We start from the raw sequence: 15,918 nt of genomic DNA on the forward strand, positions 1-15,918 counted from the left end.
CATCTGTTGACTGACGCAAAATTGTTCTATTCTCTCCACCCATGAAGGCGTATCGCGCGCCTTTCTCGCGGAGGAGAAGAAAATCATGTTCGTCTCGGTTTTCGATGTCTTCAAGGTGAGCGTCGGCCCGTCCTCCTCGCACACGATGGGCCCGATGCTGGCCGCAGGCCGCTTTCTCGAGGCCGTGAAGCCCCTCGGCCCCAAGGCGGACGGCGCAACGCTGACCTGCACCCTTTATGGCTCGCTCGCCTTTACCGGCGCCGGCCACGGCACCATCGACGCCGTGCTTGCGGGATGCCTGGGGCTGGTGCCGGAAACCTACGACAAGGCCGAGGCGGAGGCAGCCATCGCGCGCCTGCACGCGCGCAAGTGCGTCGCCCTCGAAACGGGCGCGACAGTCGAACTGGACCCCGAAACCGGCATCATTCTCGACAAAAAGACCCGCCTCGACGCCCACCCCAACGGCATGCGCTTCGCCCTGACCGGCGATTCGGGAACGACCTTGCTCGAAGAAACCTATTTTTCCATCGGCGGCGGCTTCATCAAGACCGCTGCCGAGATCGCCGAGGACGGAACCCACGTCGCACCGGTCGAAGACGTCCCCTACCCCTTCTCAAGCGCCGCCGAAATGCTCGAAATGGGCGCGGCCTCGGGCCTCACCATCGCGCAGATGAAGCGCGAAAACGAGTGCGCGCGCCTCGACGGGACGGCCTTCGAGGCCCGGCTCCTGACCATCTGGGAGGTCATGAACCGCTGTATCGACCGGGGGCTTGCAGCAACCGGAGAACTCCCCGGCGGCCTGCATGTCAAACGGCGGGCCAAAGCCATCTTCGAGAACATGACCGGCAGTGCGGGACGCAATGAAGCGCCGCTGCATTCTGCCATCGACTGGCTCGCCGCCTACGCCATGGCGGTCAACGAGGAAAACGCCGCCGGCGGCCAGGTCGTCACCGCGCCCACCAATGGCGCTGCGGGCGTCTTCCCCGCCGTCATGCGGTACTATCTCGACCACGTTCCCGGCGCCGACAGCGCCAGGATCCCCGACATGCTGCTCGTGGGCGCGGCGATCGGCGGGCTTATCAAATACAACGCCTCGATCTCGGGCGCCGAAGTCGGATGTCAGGGTGAAGTCGGCTCGGCGTCGGCGATGGCTGCGGCCGCGCTTTGCGCGGCGCTGGGGGGCACGGACGCGCAGATCGAAAACGCCGCCGAAATCGCGCTCGAACACCATCTGGGAATGACTTGCGATCCGGTGAGGGGCCTCGTCCAGGTGCCCTGCATCGAGCGCAACGGACTGGGCGCCGTCAAGGCCGTCGCCGCGGCCTCGCTCGCCATGCAGGGCGACGGCAGCCACATCGTGCCGCTCGACGCCTGCATCGAAACCATGCGCCAGACCGGCAAGGACATGGACGAACGCTACAAGGAAACCTCACTCGGCGGCCTGAGCGTTTCGGTGCCCGATTGCTGAGCTATTCGTGCTCCACGGCGATCTCGCGGACAATGTCGCCGGTTTCCCCGTCAAAGAGCCGGATCGTCGTCGTCCCGTCGAGCACATAGGTGACTGTCACGAGCCCATCCTGCACCGCGCTCGAAACCACCTCGGCGCCCGCAGGCACGCTCACGGTCTCAAGCGCGAATTCAGCCGCCGGATCGACGTTCAGGGTCGCCAGCCGATAGACAACCACCCCCGCAATCGCCATAAAGCCGATCAGCATGATGAGCATGGAGATGGCCGCCCGGCGGCGCGCCTTGGCCATGATCGCCTCGCCTTCGGGGCTTAGGGGCTTGTCATCTTCGTCTTCGACGTCAGGGTTACGCATGAACGATCCGCAAATTGAGGGGCACGGCGCAACCGTTGCCGAGGAAGACACAGGCACACGGCTCGACGCATTTCTCGCCGCCCGCTTTCCGGCCTTTTCGCGCAACCGGATCAAGGATTTGATCCTTTCCGGCGCTGTGACGGTCGACGGAGCGGCGAACGCAACGCCCAAATATCGTGTGAAGGCCGGAGAGTCCATAACGCTTGCCGCCCCCGAGCCCGTGGAGGCCGAACCCGAACCCCAGCAGATCGCCCTCGACATCCTTTATGAGGACGACGACCTCATCGTCATCAACAAGCCTGCCGGCATGGTCGTCCACCCCGCCCCCGGCAACGAGAACGGCACGCTGGTCAACGCCCTCATCCACCACTGCGGCGAAAGCCTGCGCGGCATCGGCGGGGTCAAGCGCCCCGGCATCGTGCATCGGCTCGACAAGGACACCTCCGGCGTCATGGTCGCTGCCAAAACAGACGCCGCGCATAACGGCCTCGCCGCGCAGTTCGCCGATCACGGACGCTCCGGCCCTCTCGAGCGGGCCTATACCGCCTTCGTCTGGGGCGTTCCCAATCCATTGAAGAGCACTATCGAAACCCGGATCGGCCGCGACCCGCATAACCGGCTCAAGCAGTCGGTCAATCCCCGCGACGGCCGCGAGGCGATCACCCACTACGCCACCGCACAGCGCTTCGGCGAGGACAACTGGTCGGTAGGGCAGGTCACCTGCGAACTCGAAACCGGCCGCACGCATCAAATCCGCGTGCACATGGCCCATATCGGACATCCGCTTTTGGGCGACACGCTCTATGGCGCCGGTTTTGCCACCAAAATCAACAAACTGCCGCCCGAGCCCGCCACCGCACTCAGGGCGCTCGGACGTCAGGCGCTTCACGCCGCCGTGCTCGGATTTGCCCACCCCGTGAGCGGAAAGACCTTGCGCTTTTCCACCGATCTGCCGCAAGATATGCACGAGCTTGCAACCATGCTGTCGCCTTACGCGTTGCAATAGACGCGGCAAGACATGCGCCCGGCGAAAGTCCGATTTTCGCGGGCCGAGGGATGTATTCGCCAAAATCCGACCTATATTGAGCGCGAATGTGCCTTGACGCGCGCCGTCAACAACGTGGGCGCGGACGAGGCGTAGCCTGCCGGGAGGCTCCGGGGGCTAGTCTTTTAAGGGGGTGCTGATATGGCCCAATCCAATTTGCCGGTCCTGTCTTCAGAAGACGGGCTCAATCGCTATCTGCAGGAAATCCGCCGGTTCCCGATGCTGGATGCCGACGAGGAATTCATGCTGGCCAAGCGGTACAAAAAGCATGGCGATCCTGAAGCCGCCCAGAAACTCATTACGTCCCACCTGCGGCTCGTGGCCAAGATCGCCATGGGCTATCGCGGCTATGGCCTGCCCATTTCCGAGGTGATCTCGGAGGGTAATGTCGGCCTGATGCAGGCGGTGAAGCGCTTCGAGCCCGACAAGGGCTTCCGTCTCGCCACCTATGCCATGTGGTGGATCCGTGCCTCGATCCAGGAATACGTCCTGCGATCGTGGTCGCTGGTCAAGATCGGCACGACGGCGGCGCAGAAGCGATTGTTCTTCAATCTCCGCCGCATCAAGGGCCAGATCGCCGCGCTCGAGGATGGAAACCTCCATCCCGACCAGATCAAGCAGATCGCGACGACCTTGAACGTCTCGGAAGACGATGTCGTCTCGATGAACCAGCGCCTGTCCGGCGACGCCTCCCTCAATGCGCCCATGCGCGCGGACGAAGGCACCAGCCAGTGGCAGGATTGGCTCATCGACGAAGCGCCCGACCAGGAAGAAATCCTCGGCGACAGCCAGGAGTTCGACGAGCGCATGGGGCTTCTCAATGGCGCCATGGAAGTGCTCAACGACCGCGAGCGCGCCATCTTCCGCGCCCGGCGCCTGCAGGAAAATCCCGCCACGCTCGAAGAGCTGGCGCAGGAATACGACGTCAGCCGCGAGCGTATCCGCCAGATCGAGGTTCGCGCCTTCGAAAAGGTTCAGGACGCGGTGAAAGAAGCCGCACGGGCCCAGGCGAGCTGATCGCAAGAAACGGGAGCCGGCCCAGCATCAAACGCAGCCGGATATAGGACTGTTAATGCTTGAGCCGGTCATCCTGGCCGCCCTGATCCTTTTGAACGGCGTTTTCGCGCTTTCCGAGCTCGCGGTCGTTTCGGCGCGCAAGTCGCGCCTCAAGACCCTGGCGGCCGAGGGCCGACGCGGCGCGAAAACCGCGTTGGCGCTCGCCGAGAACCCGGGGCGTTTTCTCTCAACCGTCCAGATCGGCATAACCCTTATCGGTATCGTAGCAGGCGCCTTTTCCAGCGCCACGCTGGGCGGCCGCATAGCCGGAGCACTCGCCGGGCTCGGCGTTCCCGGTAACATGGCCGCGCCATTGGGCTATGGCGGCATCGTCGTGATCGTCACCTACCTCTCGGTCGTCATCGGCGAGTTGGTGCCCAAGCAGATCGCGCTGCGCCACGCGGAAACCGTCGCCTGCGCCGTAGCTCCATTGATGCGTTGGATATCCGTGATCGCGGCGCCCGCCGTCTGGCTCCTCGATGCCTCGACGCAGGCGGTATTCCGCCTCACCGGCCAATCCGACGTGGCGGCGAACATGGTGACGGAGGAGGAAATCAAGACGCTCGTCTCCGAAGCCGCCGAGCATGGCGTCATCGAGACCGACGAGAAACGCATGATCGCAGGCGTTCTTCGCCTCTCGGACAAAACCACCCGCGCCGTCATGACACCGCGCGTCGACGTCGAAACGATCAGGCTCGATGCCAGCGCCAGCGACATGCGCCGGATATTGACAACGACCCGCCATTCCCGCCTGCCCGTCACCGACAAGAGCGGCGATGATGTCATTGGCGTCATCCACGTTCGCGACGCGCTGGTCGGGGGCCTGCCGCAGACCCGCGACGACCTTAAGGCCCTGGTCCGCGAAATCCAGATCGTCCCCGACACCCTCGGCGCGCTCGACGTGCTCGACCGCCTGCGCGAGGCCGATCAGCCCATGGCGCTGGTATTCGACGAATACGGGCATTTTGAAGGTATTGTCACCTCGGCCAATTTGCTTGAGGCAATCGCCGGTGTATTTCGCTCCGACCTCGATGTGGCCGAGGATGAGGAAATCGTGCGCCGCGCCGACGGTACCTGGCTCATTTCAGGTGCGCTTTCGGCCGACAAGATGGCGGAAACGCTGGACATCAAGCTACCTACCCGCCCCGACTACCAGACGGTCGCCGGCTTCTTCATCGAGCAAATCGAATACCTGCCCCGCACCGGGGAGACGATCGAAGTGCAGGGGTGGCGTTTCGAAATCGTCGATATGGACGGCAACCGGGTCGACAAGGTTTTGGCGCAGCGTCCCTAACCCGAACTGGCCTAGCGGACCGCGTCCAGCATGTCCCGGTCGAGGATCAGAAGCCACGGACTCTGGGGTCCTTCCGCAACCGTGATCGAAACGACGTCCGCCGTCGCCGCGTTTGAGGTCCCGATGCGCCCGCCCGGCTCCATCACGAGCCCGTCGAGCGGGAAGAGCAGCCCTTGCGACCCCGCAAACGCGGTCCGCCCCAGCGGATAGATCGAAACGCGCGCGCCCTCGCCGACACGAACGCTGATCGACCCGGAAACCCCGAGCGCCAGATCGTGCTCATCGATGAGGATGATCTTGCGCTCATGGGCAACCCTGGCCACCGCGTTGAGCGCGGCAAGCGTGTGATCGAACCGCCCGCCGGTCATCCCCAGCCCCAGCGTGAGCGGCGCGCGCGTCGAATAAAGACACTTGCCGAAATCGGTGCTGTCCTGCTCGGCGATCCTGATGACCTGGGTGGCCGCGGGGAACCCCGAGAGATCTCCAATCGAATCCATATCCCCGATCACCGCGTCGGGCACGAGTCCGGCCGCCAAGATCGTATCCCCGCCACTATCGGCCCCGACGAGCCCGGCGGCGTCTTTTGTAAGCGCGCGCAACAGCGCCGGCGCCACCGTACCTCCACCCACGACGACGAGCGTGCCGTCGAAAACAAGCGGCAACTCGCCAGAAAAATCATGCTCTTGCGCTGGGAAAGGCCCGGTTATAGTGTCGCCTCGTCTCGCTGGGGTGCTTCCGGATTTCGGAAGCTGAGAAAGACCCATTGAACCTGAACCAGGTCATGCTGGCGGAGGAAGTTCGAGATGGCAAGGCTTATAGCCACCGATGCCATTTGTCACGACTCTTCACCCTTTCATGACCGCACCACCGGCCTGGCAACGCACACGCGATGCATTGCGTTGCCCAAGCGAAAGGAAAAGACAATGTCCCGCTTGATCTCCAAGAGCCTGTGCGCGGTTGCCTTCGGATGCCTCGCATCCGCCGCCAACGCGCAGGAAACGCCCACGCTCACGATTTACACCTACGACGCCTTCGCCGCCGATTGGGGGCCCGCCCCCGCGCTCGAGGAAGGCTTCGAGGCCCAATGCAACTGCGATGTCGCGTTCGTCGCCACCGATTCCTCGATCGGCGCGCTTCGCCGCGCTCAACTCGAAGGCGCCGAAACCGACGCCGACATCATTCTCGGCCTCGACACCGCCACCATCGGCGAAGGCAAGGCCACCGGCCTGTTCACCGAACACGGGGTCGACCTGCCCGATCTCGATATCCCGCTCGACTGGTCCGACGAGGTCTTCGTACCCTTCGACTACGGCTATTTCGCCTTCGTCTACGACAGCGAGACCGTCGAGAACCCGCCTGCGAGCTTCGAAGAGCTTGCCGGAATGCCCGAGGATTTCAAGATCGTCATCCAGGACCCGCGCGCCTCGACGCCCGGCCTCGGCCTCGTCCTGTGGATCAAGGCCGCCTATGGCGACGACGCCAACGAAGCCTGGGCGGAGCTCGCGCCGCACGTCCTGACAGTCACTAACTCCTGGTCGGAATCCTACGATCTCTTCCTTGCGGGTGAAGCGGACATGGTGCTCTCCTACACCACCTCACCGGCCTATCACCTCATCGCCGAGGACGAGGACCGCTACGCCGCCGCCAAGTTCGAGGAAGGCCACTACACCCAGATCGAGGTCGCCGGCATCCTCGAAACGAGCCCCAACAAGGACCTCGCCCGCGATTTCCTTGCTTACCTCGTTTCCCCCGAGGCGCAGGCGGTGATCCCCACGACCAACTGGATGTACCCCGTAACCGAGCCCGAAGGCGGCCTCGAACCCGGCTTCGAGCAGATGATCGCGCCCGATCCGGCTCTGCTTCTCGACAGCGAGACCGTCACCGAAAACACGCGAGCCTGGATTGAAGAAGCCTTCGCCGCGCTCCAGTAAGGTGCCATACATAGGCCCTCCCCTCTCCGGGGCGGGCTTTCCTGGCGGCTGGCGCCCCGTGCGCGCGCTTACCGGCGCCGCGATCGCCATAGCCATCGCCGTGCTTATCGCGGCGCTGCTCCTTGCGCTCTTTATTGCCGGACGGACGATCCCCACCACCGGCTCGACCGTCACCGGCGTCGCCCGGCTCGTGGGCATGTCCGCGATCCAGGCCGCCCTCTCGACGCTCCTCTCGCTGGCAGCCGGCATCGCCCTTGCCTGGTCGCTCGACCGCCTGCGCTTTTTCGGGCGGGGCTTTATCGTCGGACTGCTCTCGACGGCGCTGGTCCTGCCTGCGCTCGTCATCGTCTCCGGCCTTGTCGCCGTCTGGGGCCGCAATGGCTGGGTCAACGCACTCATAGAACCGCTCGGCCTCAACGCCCCCTCGATCTTCGGCCTTGGGGGTATCCTCGCCGCGCACACGCTTCTAAACGGCGCCTTTTCGGGCCGCATCTTCCTCGACAGGCTCGAAGCCATTCCCCCCGACAAACTCAAGCTGGGCCGAAGCCTGGGGCTTTCCGCATGGCGCCGCTTCACGGTCATCGACATTCCCGCCATCGCCGGGTCGATCCCGGGCGCCGGCGCGACCATCTTCCTCTTGTGCTTTACGAGCTTCCCAATCGTCCTGGTCCTCGGCGGCGGCCCCGCCAACCAGACCCTGGAAGTCGCGATCTACCAGGCCGTGCGGCTCGATTTCGACCTCGGCGCCGCCGTCCGCCTCGCCATCGTGCAGCTTGTCGTCTGCGCAGCGATCATCATCCCCGCCTCCAGCCTCTCGCCTGCTGCGGCGTTTTTCGGCCGCCGCTCGCGCTACCGCTGGCCCGATAGCCGGGCCGTAACCGCGACCCAGACAGGTATTCTCTCGATCCTGCTGCTGGGCTTTCTCACCCCGCTCATTGCCGTTCTCGCCCGCGGCATGGGCCCCGCACTCGCCGCTGTCCTCGCCCAGCCCAATTTCTGGCGCGCGCTCTGGACCAGCCTCACGATCGGAACGCTGTCCGCGCTCCTGACGCTCATGCTCGCCCTGGGGCTGGGCATGGCTCGTGCGCTCGAACCGCGGCAAAGCCTTCTGCGCACCGCGCTCGGCGTGCCAGTCTTCACCTATCTCGCCGTGCCTGCCGTCGTCCTCTCACTGGGCTTCTTCCTCCTCGCACGGTTCATCGGCGTGCCCACGAGCGCCGCAGCGCCGGTCGTCCTCGTCATCGCCAACGCACTCCTCGCCTTGCCCTTCGCCTTCGCCACGCTCAACCCGCCGCTCGAAGCCATCGCCCGGCGCAACAAAAAGCTCATCCGCGCGCTGGGCCTGTCCAGCACCGCCCAATGGCGCCGCATCGAATGGCCGCTCCTGGGACGCCCGATCGGCTATGCGCTCGCCGTTGCCTTCGTCTTTTCGCTGGGCGATCTGGGCGTTATCTCGCTCTTCGGTACGTCCGAATTTTCCACCCTGCCCTGGCTGATGTACCGTGCGCTGGGCGCCTACCGCAGCGCTGACGCCGAGGCCATCGGGGCCATCCTGCTCGTTCTGAGCCTTTCGGCCTTCATCGCCATCCCCAAGCTTTTCGAGGTCCTGACCCATGCTCGCGATTGAGGCCGTTTCCTTCCGCCACACGCCCGACGGCCCGCTCTACCGCTTCGACATCGACGTCGCCCCCGGCGAGATCGTGGGGCTCACCGGCGCCTCGGGCTCCGGAAAGTCCACCCTTCTCGATCTCATTGCCGGGTTCCTCACGCCGCTCTCGGGCGATATCGCGCTCGGAGGCGCCTCGCTCCTCGGCAGGCCGCCGGAGACGCGCCCCGTCTCGATCCTCTTTCAGACCGACAACGTCTTCGAACATCTCTCCGCCAGCGCCAACGTTGCCCTTGGGCTATCGAACAACGCCCGGGCGGACGACCCTGCTGTGCGCAAGGCGCTCGCGCAGATGGGGCTGGAAACGTTTAGCCCGCGCCGCGCTGCCGACCTTTCGGGAGGGCAGAAACAGCGCGTCGCGCTTGCGCGCACGCTCTTGCGCAACAAGCCGGTTCTGCTGCTCGATGAGCCCTTCACCGGGCTGGACGAGGAAACGGCGGCGCCCATTCGCAAGGCCATCGCCGACCTCGTGACCGCGAACAACTGGCACGCCATCCTGGTATCGCACCAAAAGGAGGACGTCGCCGCTCTCGCTTCGCGCCGCTATGAAATCCGGGACGGGCGGACCCATCCCGTCTGAACATTATTGCGCCGAGGCCTCGGCACCGTCACTGCCCGCATTTTCCTCAGCGGCCCAGGCGTCCATCACCTCTTCGAAGATCGCGTCGCCCTCCTCGCCCTTCTCCATCGTCAGGATCGCCCGGCGGCCGGTGCCATAGACCATTGCAAGGTCGAGCCAGGCACGGTCGCGCAGCAACTGGACGTTATTGGCGACATCCTGGTCGCTCGCGCTCGAGAGCGCAAAGAGGAAGGAATTGCCCACGATCCGCGCCGAAGCTCCCGTAAGCGGCTGGCCCTGAACGAGTTCTTCGTCCTTGAGCAGCACGCCCGGCAGATTGGCGATCGATCCACCGATAAACGTCTCGGCGACATCGAAATTGACTTCCATCAGATGGCTCGCCGGCAGCGTATCGTCGGCATTGCGGCGCAACAGCACCTCGACGTCGAGGTTGCGCGCGGGAATGCTCGCGGTCGCCACGATTGTCGGCTGGCCGAGTTCATCGGTGCCCCGGCTCCAGACGACGCTGCCCGAATACGGCACGGCGCCCGTATTGCCGTTCGCCTGCTCCTCGAGCAGCAGCGACTGCGGCCCGTCCACCGCCGCGACAGCCGGCTCTTCGCCGGGCGCGACCGTCGGCGTGTCGAGTGCGGGCACTTCGGCCTCCGCGGGCAGCCGGTCTTCGAACGCGAGCTCGGGACCGCTATCGCCATTGGCCGGCGTTTCGGTTTCAGCAAAGGCCGGCTCCGAGGCCTCGGCTTCCGCGGGATCGGCCGCCGGCTGCTCGGGCGTATCCGTGGTGTTGACCGGTCCATCCGGCGCCGCGCTTTCGGCATCGGGCTCGGCGGGCGCTTCCGGTTCAGCCTCCGCATCCGGCTCGGCCACTGGCTCGAGCGTATCTTCAAGCTGCGCGACTTCCGACGGCCCCGCGGCTTCGCCGCCAGACTGGGCGAAAATCGAATCGAGATCGATATAGCCTTCGCGCCAGGCCCAGTACCCGCCTGCGCCGCCGCCGGCCAAAAGCACGATGGCGATAACGAGAAACACGGTCAGCGCGCCGAACCCGCCGGATTTCTGTCCGTCCTCGGTTGCGGACGTCGTCTCGTCAACCTGCGTCTCGAAGCTGACCGCGCGTTCGGTTGCGCCCGTCCCGGCGACAGTGTCCTCACCGTCGGGTTCGACTTCCCCGCGCGCTTCGCGGTCGAGAGCCGCAATCGCCCTGTCGATTGCGCTTTGCGGATCCACGCTTTCGGGCGCATTGGCCTCGATCTCGACCTCGCGCACGCTCGACATCGCCTCGCCGATCCCCACCGCCGAAAGCGGTGCGGCGGACGCGCTCCGGCCGATCGGGACGCCGTGAACATCGACAAGTCCGGCGCGGGACGTGTCCGGGCCCTCATGGGGGCTGGCAATGAAATGCTTTTCTGCCTGCGGCGCATCGTCGTGCAGCGCGACGGCGTCCGGCGCCTCGCCAGAGAGGCTGTCCCCCGTCCCCGTCTCATCGTCCGCCGCGCGCCGCGACGCCGCTTCGCTCTCCGCGCTCGCTTGCGCGATAATATCCTCAATGGACGCCGCGCGCCGCTCGTCCGGCGCTTGCCCGATCGGCACAACGTTGTCGAGCTGCGGCTCCGGCGCTGCGCTGGCGGCAATCGGTTCGCTGGGCGCAAGCGGTTCTTCGGGTACGAAGGGCTCTGTCTTGACGTCGGCGGTGTCGGGACCCGGCTTCGCTTCGGGTTCCGCGGCAGGCTCGGGCTCCTCGGTAACGGCTTCCGCGTCCGTTACGGCCTCGTCCTCCGCGGCCGGCGCAGCTACGTCTTCGGCGACCGCCGCAACCTCTTCCTCCGTCTCGACCGGCTCGGACTCTGGCTCTGGTTCCGGCTCAAGTTCGGCCTCAGGTTCGGGTTCGGGTTCGGGTTCGGACGGCTCATCCACCAAAACAGGTGGCTCGTCCATTTCGTCCTTTTCTTCAGGCTCGGCCGCTTCCCCGGTGGCAGAAGCTTCCGCCCCGGAGTATGCCTCCACTTCGAGTGCGGGTTCTACCGGTTCGACCGGCGCCTCGGGCGCGGCTTGCCGCTGAACATCCTCCTCCAGTGCAATCGGAGCCCCGGCATCCTGCTGCGGCGCCTCGACCTGAGGCTCCTCCTCCTCCCGGTATCGGCCCAAAAGCTTGTCTGTCGCTTCCTGCTCCACCTCGCGGATGCAATCCTCAAGGCTAAGCCGGTGCTGGGTGATTTCACGCGCCGGCAAAGGCGGCTCGATGGCCCTGAGCTGCGCCACCAGCGCACTCCGCGCTTTCTCATAAACCGCGCGGCGGTTGGCACCGGTATTTTCCGGCAGGGCGTCGATCGCCCTGCGCAGCAGTTCACGGTAATCGGCCATTATCTACTCAACATTCACTTTCTGCCGACGTTTTCTAGCAAAAATTCTCAATCTTGGAACGGGTCCTGCACCAAAATCGTGTCTTCCCGCTCAGGGCTGGTGGACAACAACGCAACCGGCGCGCCGATCAGTTCTTCTATATGACGCACATACTTGACGGCCTGCGCGGGCAGATCGGCCCAACTGCGCGCGCCAGCCGTCGTGTCTTTCCAGCCTTCGAGCGATTCATAGATCGGCTTGACTCGACTTTGTGCCCCCATTGAGGCGGGCAGATAATCGATCCGGGCACCGTCCAGTTCGTAGCCGACGCAAACCTTGATCTCGTCGAGCCCGTCGAGAACATCGAGCTTGGTGAGCGCAATACCGTGGATACCCGACGTCCGCACGGTCTGCCGCACGATCACCGCATCGAACCACCCGCAGCGCCGCTTGCGCCCGGTGACGACGCCGAACTCCTTGCCGCGTTCGCCCAGGAACTGACCGACTTCATTGTCCTGCTCGGTCGGGAACGGCCCTTCGCCGACGCGCGTCGTATAGGCCTTGGTGATCCCGAGGACATAATCGACCGCCGTCGGCCCCAGCCCCGAACCCGGTGCCGCCTGTCCAGCCACCGTGTTCGACGAGGTGACGAACGGATAGGTTCCGTGATCGTTATCGAGCAAAGCCCCCTGCGCGCCCTCAAAGAGAATGCGCTCGCCCTTCTTGCGCCGCTCGTCGAGCACGTCCCAGACCCGGTCGATGAACGGCAGCATCTTGTCCGCAACCGCCAACAACTCCTCGTAGATCGCCTGGGCATCGACTTCCGCCGCCCCCATGCCGCGCCGCAGCGGATTGTGGTGCGAGAGCAGCCGTTCGATTTTGGCCAGGAGCGTATCGGGCTCGGCGAGGTCGCACACCCGGATCGCCCGGCGTCCGACCTTGTCCTCATAGGCAGGGCCGATGCCGCGGCGTGTCGTGCCGATCTTGAGCCCGGAGTTGGAGTCCTCGCGCAGCGCGTCGAGCTCGCGGTGCAGCGACAGGATGAGCGGCGCGTTTTCGGCCACGCGCAGCACGTCGGGCGTGATGGAAATGCCCTGGCTGCCGAGCTTCTCGATCTCGGCGACGAAATGGTGCGGATCGACGACGACGCCGTTCCCGATGACGGAGAACTTGCCGCGCACGAGCCCCGAGGGCAGCAGCGAGAGCTTGTAGCTCACCCCGCCGATGACGAGCGTATGGCCGGCATTGTGACCGCCCTGGTAGCGGACGACAACGTCCGCGCGCTCGGAAAGCCAGTCGACAATCTTGCCCTTGCCTTCGTCGCCCCACTGGGAGCCGACCACCACTACATTCGCCATTTGCTCTCCGCGTGTCCTTTTGCGTTTTGCTTTGCCGCGCACGAAAATCCGGTGCGCCGAATTTGGCCGCCCCGCCGCACGCATACCCTGATCACGTTGCGTATCCCTAACATTTTTGCCTACACAAGGGACGCGCCGTGGTCTAGTGCAGGAGGCTAACCCCGCGCCAGACCGTGGGTTCTATAAAGCACAAGGTTGATGATGACAAAGCACAACGCGCCTGAAAGAGGCACAATCAACCTGTTTGATGCGATATGGAGCCAGGCCTATCTGCTGTTGTTCCTCGCGCCGCTCTCCTGGGCCGGTAATATCGTGGCGAGCAAGCTCGCCGTCGGCCAGGTCGACCCCCTGGTCCTCTCCGCCCTGCGCTGGCTCTTGGCGCTGGCGATCCTGGCGTGGTTCGCGCTTCCCCATGTCCGCCGCGACTGGGCCGAGATCGTGCGCAAATGGTACTGGTTCGCGCTCTACGGCGCGCTGGGCTTCGCCTCGTTCAATACGCTCATGTACGGCGCTGCGCTCTTTACCACCGCCGTCAACATCTCGATGGAGCAGGCCGCAATCCCCGTCCTCGTGATGATCGGGAATTTCCTCGTCTTCAAGGTTCGCGCCACCTTGATGCACATCGCCGGCGTCGCGCTCACAATCTATGGCGTTCTCCACGTCGCCACCCACGGCGACCCCACCCGCATTCTGTTTCTCGACGTCAACATCGGCGACGGCATGGTGATCGGTGCATGCCTTTGCTACACGGTCTATTCGCTGGCGCTGAAATTCCGCCCCGCCGTCCACTGGCTGAGCTTCCTCTTCGCCTCCGCCGCCTTCGCCGCACTCACCGCGATGATCTACATCACCCTATTTGGCGCCGGCGTCCCGGCGATCGCGCGCGCTTTCGTCTCGACCCCGCCCAGCGGCTGGCTTATCGTCCTCTACGTCGCGATCTTCCCCACCATCGTCGCCCAGCTCTGCTACGCCCGCGGCGTCGAACTGATCGGCCCCAACCGCGCCTCGATCTTCATCAACCTCCTGCCGGTCCTGGGCGCCATCCTCTCAGTGCTCCTCGTAGGCGAAGGCCTCTCGCTCTATCACTTCGTCGCCGCGATCTTCATCATCGGCGGCATCGTACTATCCGAATATGCCGCCCGCGCCCGCCAGAATCGCAGCCTCAAACCGCCGGTCTGAACGCAAAAAGGCCGGCGCAAACGCACCGGCCTTCGTGATGGCATTGATAGAACGCTACACGTTGAACTTGAGCGCCTTGGCCTGCACCACGCCCTCGAGCCGGGCGATCTGCTCGAGCTGAGCATCGTCCAGCATCTGATCGATAGCCAACAGCGCGATCGCGTCCTTGCCCTGCTCGACACGGCCGAGGTTGAAGTTCGCGATATTGATGTCGAGCTGCCCCAGAAGCGTGCCCAGCCGACCGATGAAGCCCGGCTTGTCCTCGTTGGTGATGTAGAGCATGTTCGGCGTGGCCTCGGCCTCGAGCGTGATGCCCTTGATCCCGACGATGCGCGGGCTGCCACCGCCGAACACCGTCCCCGCGACGCTCCGCTCCTGCCTTTCGGTGAGGACCGTAAAGCGAATGAGATTATCGTAGATCGACTGCTCTTCCCGGCTCACGGTCTCGACCGCAATACCGCGATCCTTCGCGAGCACCGGCGCGGACACCATGTTGACGTCGCCCAGAAGCGGTTTCAGGACGCCGTTGAGCGCGGCGGCCACCATCGGCTTGGTATTAAGCCCGGCGACTTCGCCCTCGAACTCGATCCGCACGCCCTTGATCGCGGTTTCCGTCAGCTGCCCGGCAAACGAGCCCAGAAGCTCGGCCAGCTTGACGAACGGCGTGAGCCTGGGCGCTTCTTCAGCCGATATCGACGGGAAGTTGAGCGCGTTGATCACTTCGCCGGTGTTGAGATAGGCCGAAATCTGCTCGGCGACCTGCAACGCCACGTTCTCCTGCGCTTCCGTCGTCGAGGCCCCCAGATGCGGCGTGCAGATGACGTTGGGCAGATCAAACAGCGGATTGCCCTTGGCCGGTTCTTCGAGGAACACGTCAAGCGCCGCGCCGGCTACCTTGCCGTTCGCCAGCCCTTCCTTGAGCGCGACCTCGTCGATGAGCCCGCCGCGCGCGCAGTTGATGATGCGCACGCCGTCCTTCATCTTCGAGATCGCCGCGCCATCGATGATGTTCCGCGTCGCGTCGATCAGCGGCGTGTGGAGCGTGATGAAGTCCGCCCGCGCAAGCAGGTCGTCGAGTTCCACCTTCTCGACCCCCAGATCGATCGCGCGCTCCGGTGTGAGGAACGGGTCATACGCGACGACCTTCATCTTGAGCCCCTGCGCCCGGTCCGCGACGATGGACCCGATATTGCCCGCACCGATCAAGCCCAGCGTCTTGTTGGTCACCTCGACGCCCATGAAGCGGTTCTTTTCCCACTTCGAGGCGCGCGTCGAGGCATCGGCCTCCGGGATCTGCCGTGCCAGCGCCAGCATCATCGAGATCGCGTGCTCGGCAGTCGTGATCGAATTGCCGAACGGGGTATTCATCACGATGATCCCCTTGGCCGTCGCCGCGGGAATATCGACATTGTCGACCCCGATCCCGGCGCGCCCGATCACCTTGAGTTTCGTCGCCGCCGCGATGACCTTCTCGGTCACCTTGGTCGCCGAACGGATCGCCAGCCCGTCATACTCCCCGATGATCTCGAGAAGCTTTTCCTTGTCCTTGCCGACATCCGGAAGGTAGTCGACCTCGACGCCATTGTCTTTGAAGATCTGAACCGCGGTCGGGCTCAATTTGTCCGATACGAGAACCTTGGGCATTGGTGCCC

Annotated in this window: 13 protein-coding genes and 1 riboswitch; of the genes, 8 read left to right on the forward strand and 5 right to left on the reverse strand. The window is 64.6% G+C overall.

What is annotated here, in order from left to right; genetic code table 11:
- Positions 1-85 precede the first annotated feature (85 nt).
- A complete protein-coding gene (locus LSG43_RS10965; protein ID WP_231804018.1) occupies positions 86-1,468 on the forward strand; it encodes an L-serine ammonia-lyase in 1,383 nt (460 codons plus the stop codon).
- Between the two features lies 1 nt (position 1,469).
- Here LSG43_RS10965 and LSG43_RS10970 read toward each other — a convergent pair whose 3' ends face one another.
- Entirely contained in the window at positions 1,470-1,820 is a 351-nt protein-coding gene (locus LSG43_RS10970) for a DUF6476 family protein (protein WP_231804020.1), read from the reverse strand.
- Here LSG43_RS10970 and LSG43_RS10975 point away from each other — a divergent pair.
- The 3 genes from LSG43_RS10975 (at position 1,819) to LSG43_RS10985 (ending at position 5,215) form a co-directional block, all read left to right on the forward strand.
- Positions 1,819-2,826, forward strand: coding sequence for an RluA family pseudouridine synthase (locus LSG43_RS10975; protein ID WP_231804022.1), 1,008 nt, complete (start codon positions 1,819-1,821; stop codon positions 2,824-2,826). The genes LSG43_RS10970 and LSG43_RS10975 overlap by 2 nt on opposite strands.
- Before the next feature lie 180 nt (positions 2,827-3,006).
- Complete coding sequence (gene rpoH, locus LSG43_RS10980; protein ID WP_231804024.1) at positions 3,007-3,882, forward strand: RNA polymerase sigma factor RpoH; 876 nt, start codon at positions 3,007-3,009, stop codon at positions 3,880-3,882.
- A 55-nt stretch (positions 3,883-3,937) separates the two neighbouring features.
- Positions 3,938-5,215, forward strand: coding sequence for a hemolysin family protein (locus LSG43_RS10985; RefSeq protein ID WP_231804026.1), 1,278 nt, complete (start codon positions 3,938-3,940; stop codon positions 5,213-5,215).
- Positions 5,216-5,226: 11 nt separating this feature from the next.
- Here the strand turns inward: LSG43_RS10985 and LSG43_RS10990 are convergent, their stop codons facing one another.
- The gene (locus tag LSG43_RS10990) at positions 5,227-5,877 is read right to left on the reverse strand and encodes a thiamine diphosphokinase (RefSeq protein ID WP_231804028.1); all 651 of its coding nucleotides are present in this window, start codon (positions 5,875-5,877) and stop codon (positions 5,227-5,229) included.
- Positions 5,878-5,930: 53 nt separating this feature from the next.
- Positions 5,931-6,030, forward strand: a riboswitch (TPP riboswitch).
- A 108-nt stretch (positions 6,031-6,138) separates the two neighbouring features.
- On the opposite strand from LSG43_RS10990, the gene thiB reads away from it, so the two are divergent.
- From thiB to LSG43_RS11005, 3 genes are read left to right on the forward strand one after another with little or no spacing between them, the layout of a single operon-like run.
- The gene (gene thiB, locus LSG43_RS10995; RefSeq protein WP_231804030.1) at positions 6,139-7,146 is read left to right on the forward strand and encodes a thiamine ABC transporter substrate binding subunit; all 1,008 of its coding nucleotides are present in this window, start codon (positions 6,139-6,141) and stop codon (positions 7,144-7,146) included.
- 58 nt (positions 7,147-7,204) lie between these two features.
- Positions 7,205-8,773 (forward strand): ABC transporter permease family protein, encoded by a 1,569-nt coding sequence (locus LSG43_RS11000; protein ID WP_231804032.1) that lies wholly within the window; start codon positions 7,205-7,207, stop codon positions 8,771-8,773.
- Positions 8,760-9,392 carry an ATP-binding cassette domain-containing protein gene (locus LSG43_RS11005; protein WP_231804034.1) on the forward strand — a complete coding sequence of 211 codons (633 nt, stop codon included), beginning with the start codon at positions 8,760-8,762 and terminating at the stop codon, positions 9,390-9,392. Before LSG43_RS11000 ends, LSG43_RS11005 begins: the two co-directional genes overlap by 14 nt.
- Positions 9,393-9,395: 3 nt before the next feature.
- On the opposite strand, the gene LSG43_RS11010 is transcribed toward LSG43_RS11005, so the two are convergent.
- Complete coding sequence (locus LSG43_RS11010; RefSeq protein ID WP_231804036.1) at positions 9,396-11,750, reverse strand: hypothetical protein; 2,355 nt, start codon at positions 11,748-11,750, stop codon at positions 9,396-9,398.
- 47 nt (positions 11,751-11,797) lie between these two features.
- On the reverse strand, positions 11,798-13,087 hold the full coding sequence (locus tag LSG43_RS11015; RefSeq protein ID WP_231804038.1) for an adenylosuccinate synthase: 1,290 nt from the start codon (positions 13,085-13,087) through the stop codon (positions 11,798-11,800).
- A gap of 201 nt (positions 13,088-13,288) precedes the next feature.
- Between LSG43_RS11015 and LSG43_RS11020 the strand changes: the two genes are divergently transcribed.
- Positions 13,289-14,266 (forward strand): DMT family transporter, encoded by a 978-nt coding sequence (locus LSG43_RS11020; RefSeq protein ID WP_231804040.1) that lies wholly within the window; start codon positions 13,289-13,291, stop codon positions 14,264-14,266.
- Positions 14,267-14,320: 54 nt separating this feature from the next.
- Here LSG43_RS11020 and serA read toward each other — a convergent pair whose 3' ends face one another.
- A complete protein-coding gene (serA, locus tag LSG43_RS11025) occupies positions 14,321-15,910 on the reverse strand; it encodes a phosphoglycerate dehydrogenase (RefSeq protein ID WP_231804042.1) in 1,590 nt (529 codons plus the stop codon).
- Positions 15,911-15,918 lie beyond the last annotated feature (8 nt).

The sequence above is a fragment of the Pelagibacterium xiamenense genome (genome assembly GCF_021166475.1).
GTDB classification, from domain to species: domain Bacteria; phylum Pseudomonadota; class Alphaproteobacteria; order Rhizobiales; family Devosiaceae; genus Pelagibacterium; species Pelagibacterium xiamenense.

Coding starts and splice junctions, on each gene's coding strand:
- LSG43_RS10965 (WP_231804018.1), top strand. CDS start 86: ATGTTCGTCTCGGTTTTCGATGTCTTCAAGGTGAGCGTCGGCCCGTCC.
- LSG43_RS10975 (WP_231804022.1), top strand. CDS start 1,819: ATGAACGATCCGCAAATTGAGGGGCACGGCGCAACCGTTGCCGAGGAA.
- LSG43_RS10970 (WP_231804020.1), bottom strand. CDS start 1,820: ATGCGTAACCCTGACGTCGAAGACGAAGATGACAAGCCCCTAAGCCCC.
- rpoH (WP_231804024.1), top strand. CDS start 3,007: ATGGCCCAATCCAATTTGCCGGTCCTGTCTTCAGAAGACGGGCTCAAT.
- LSG43_RS10985 (WP_231804026.1), top strand. CDS start 3,938: ATGCTTGAGCCGGTCATCCTGGCCGCCCTGATCCTTTTGAACGGCGTT.
- thiB (WP_231804030.1), top strand. CDS start 6,139: ATGTCCCGCTTGATCTCCAAGAGCCTGTGCGCGGTTGCCTTCGGATGC.
- LSG43_RS11005 (WP_231804034.1), top strand. CDS start 8,760: ATGCTCGCGATTGAGGCCGTTTCCTTCCGCCACACGCCCGACGGCCCG.
- LSG43_RS11010 (WP_231804036.1), bottom strand. CDS start 11,750: ATGGCCGATTACCGTGAACTGCTGCGCAGGGCGATCGACGCCCTGCCG.
- LSG43_RS11015 (WP_231804038.1), bottom strand. CDS start 13,087: ATGGCGAATGTAGTGGTGGTCGGCTCCCAGTGGGGCGACGAAGGCAAG.
- LSG43_RS11020 (WP_231804040.1), top strand. CDS start 13,289: ATGACAAAGCACAACGCGCCTGAAAGAGGCACAATCAACCTGTTTGAT.
- serA (WP_231804042.1), bottom strand. CDS start 15,910: ATGCCCAAGGTTCTCGTATCGGACAAATTGAGCCCGACCGCGGTTCAG.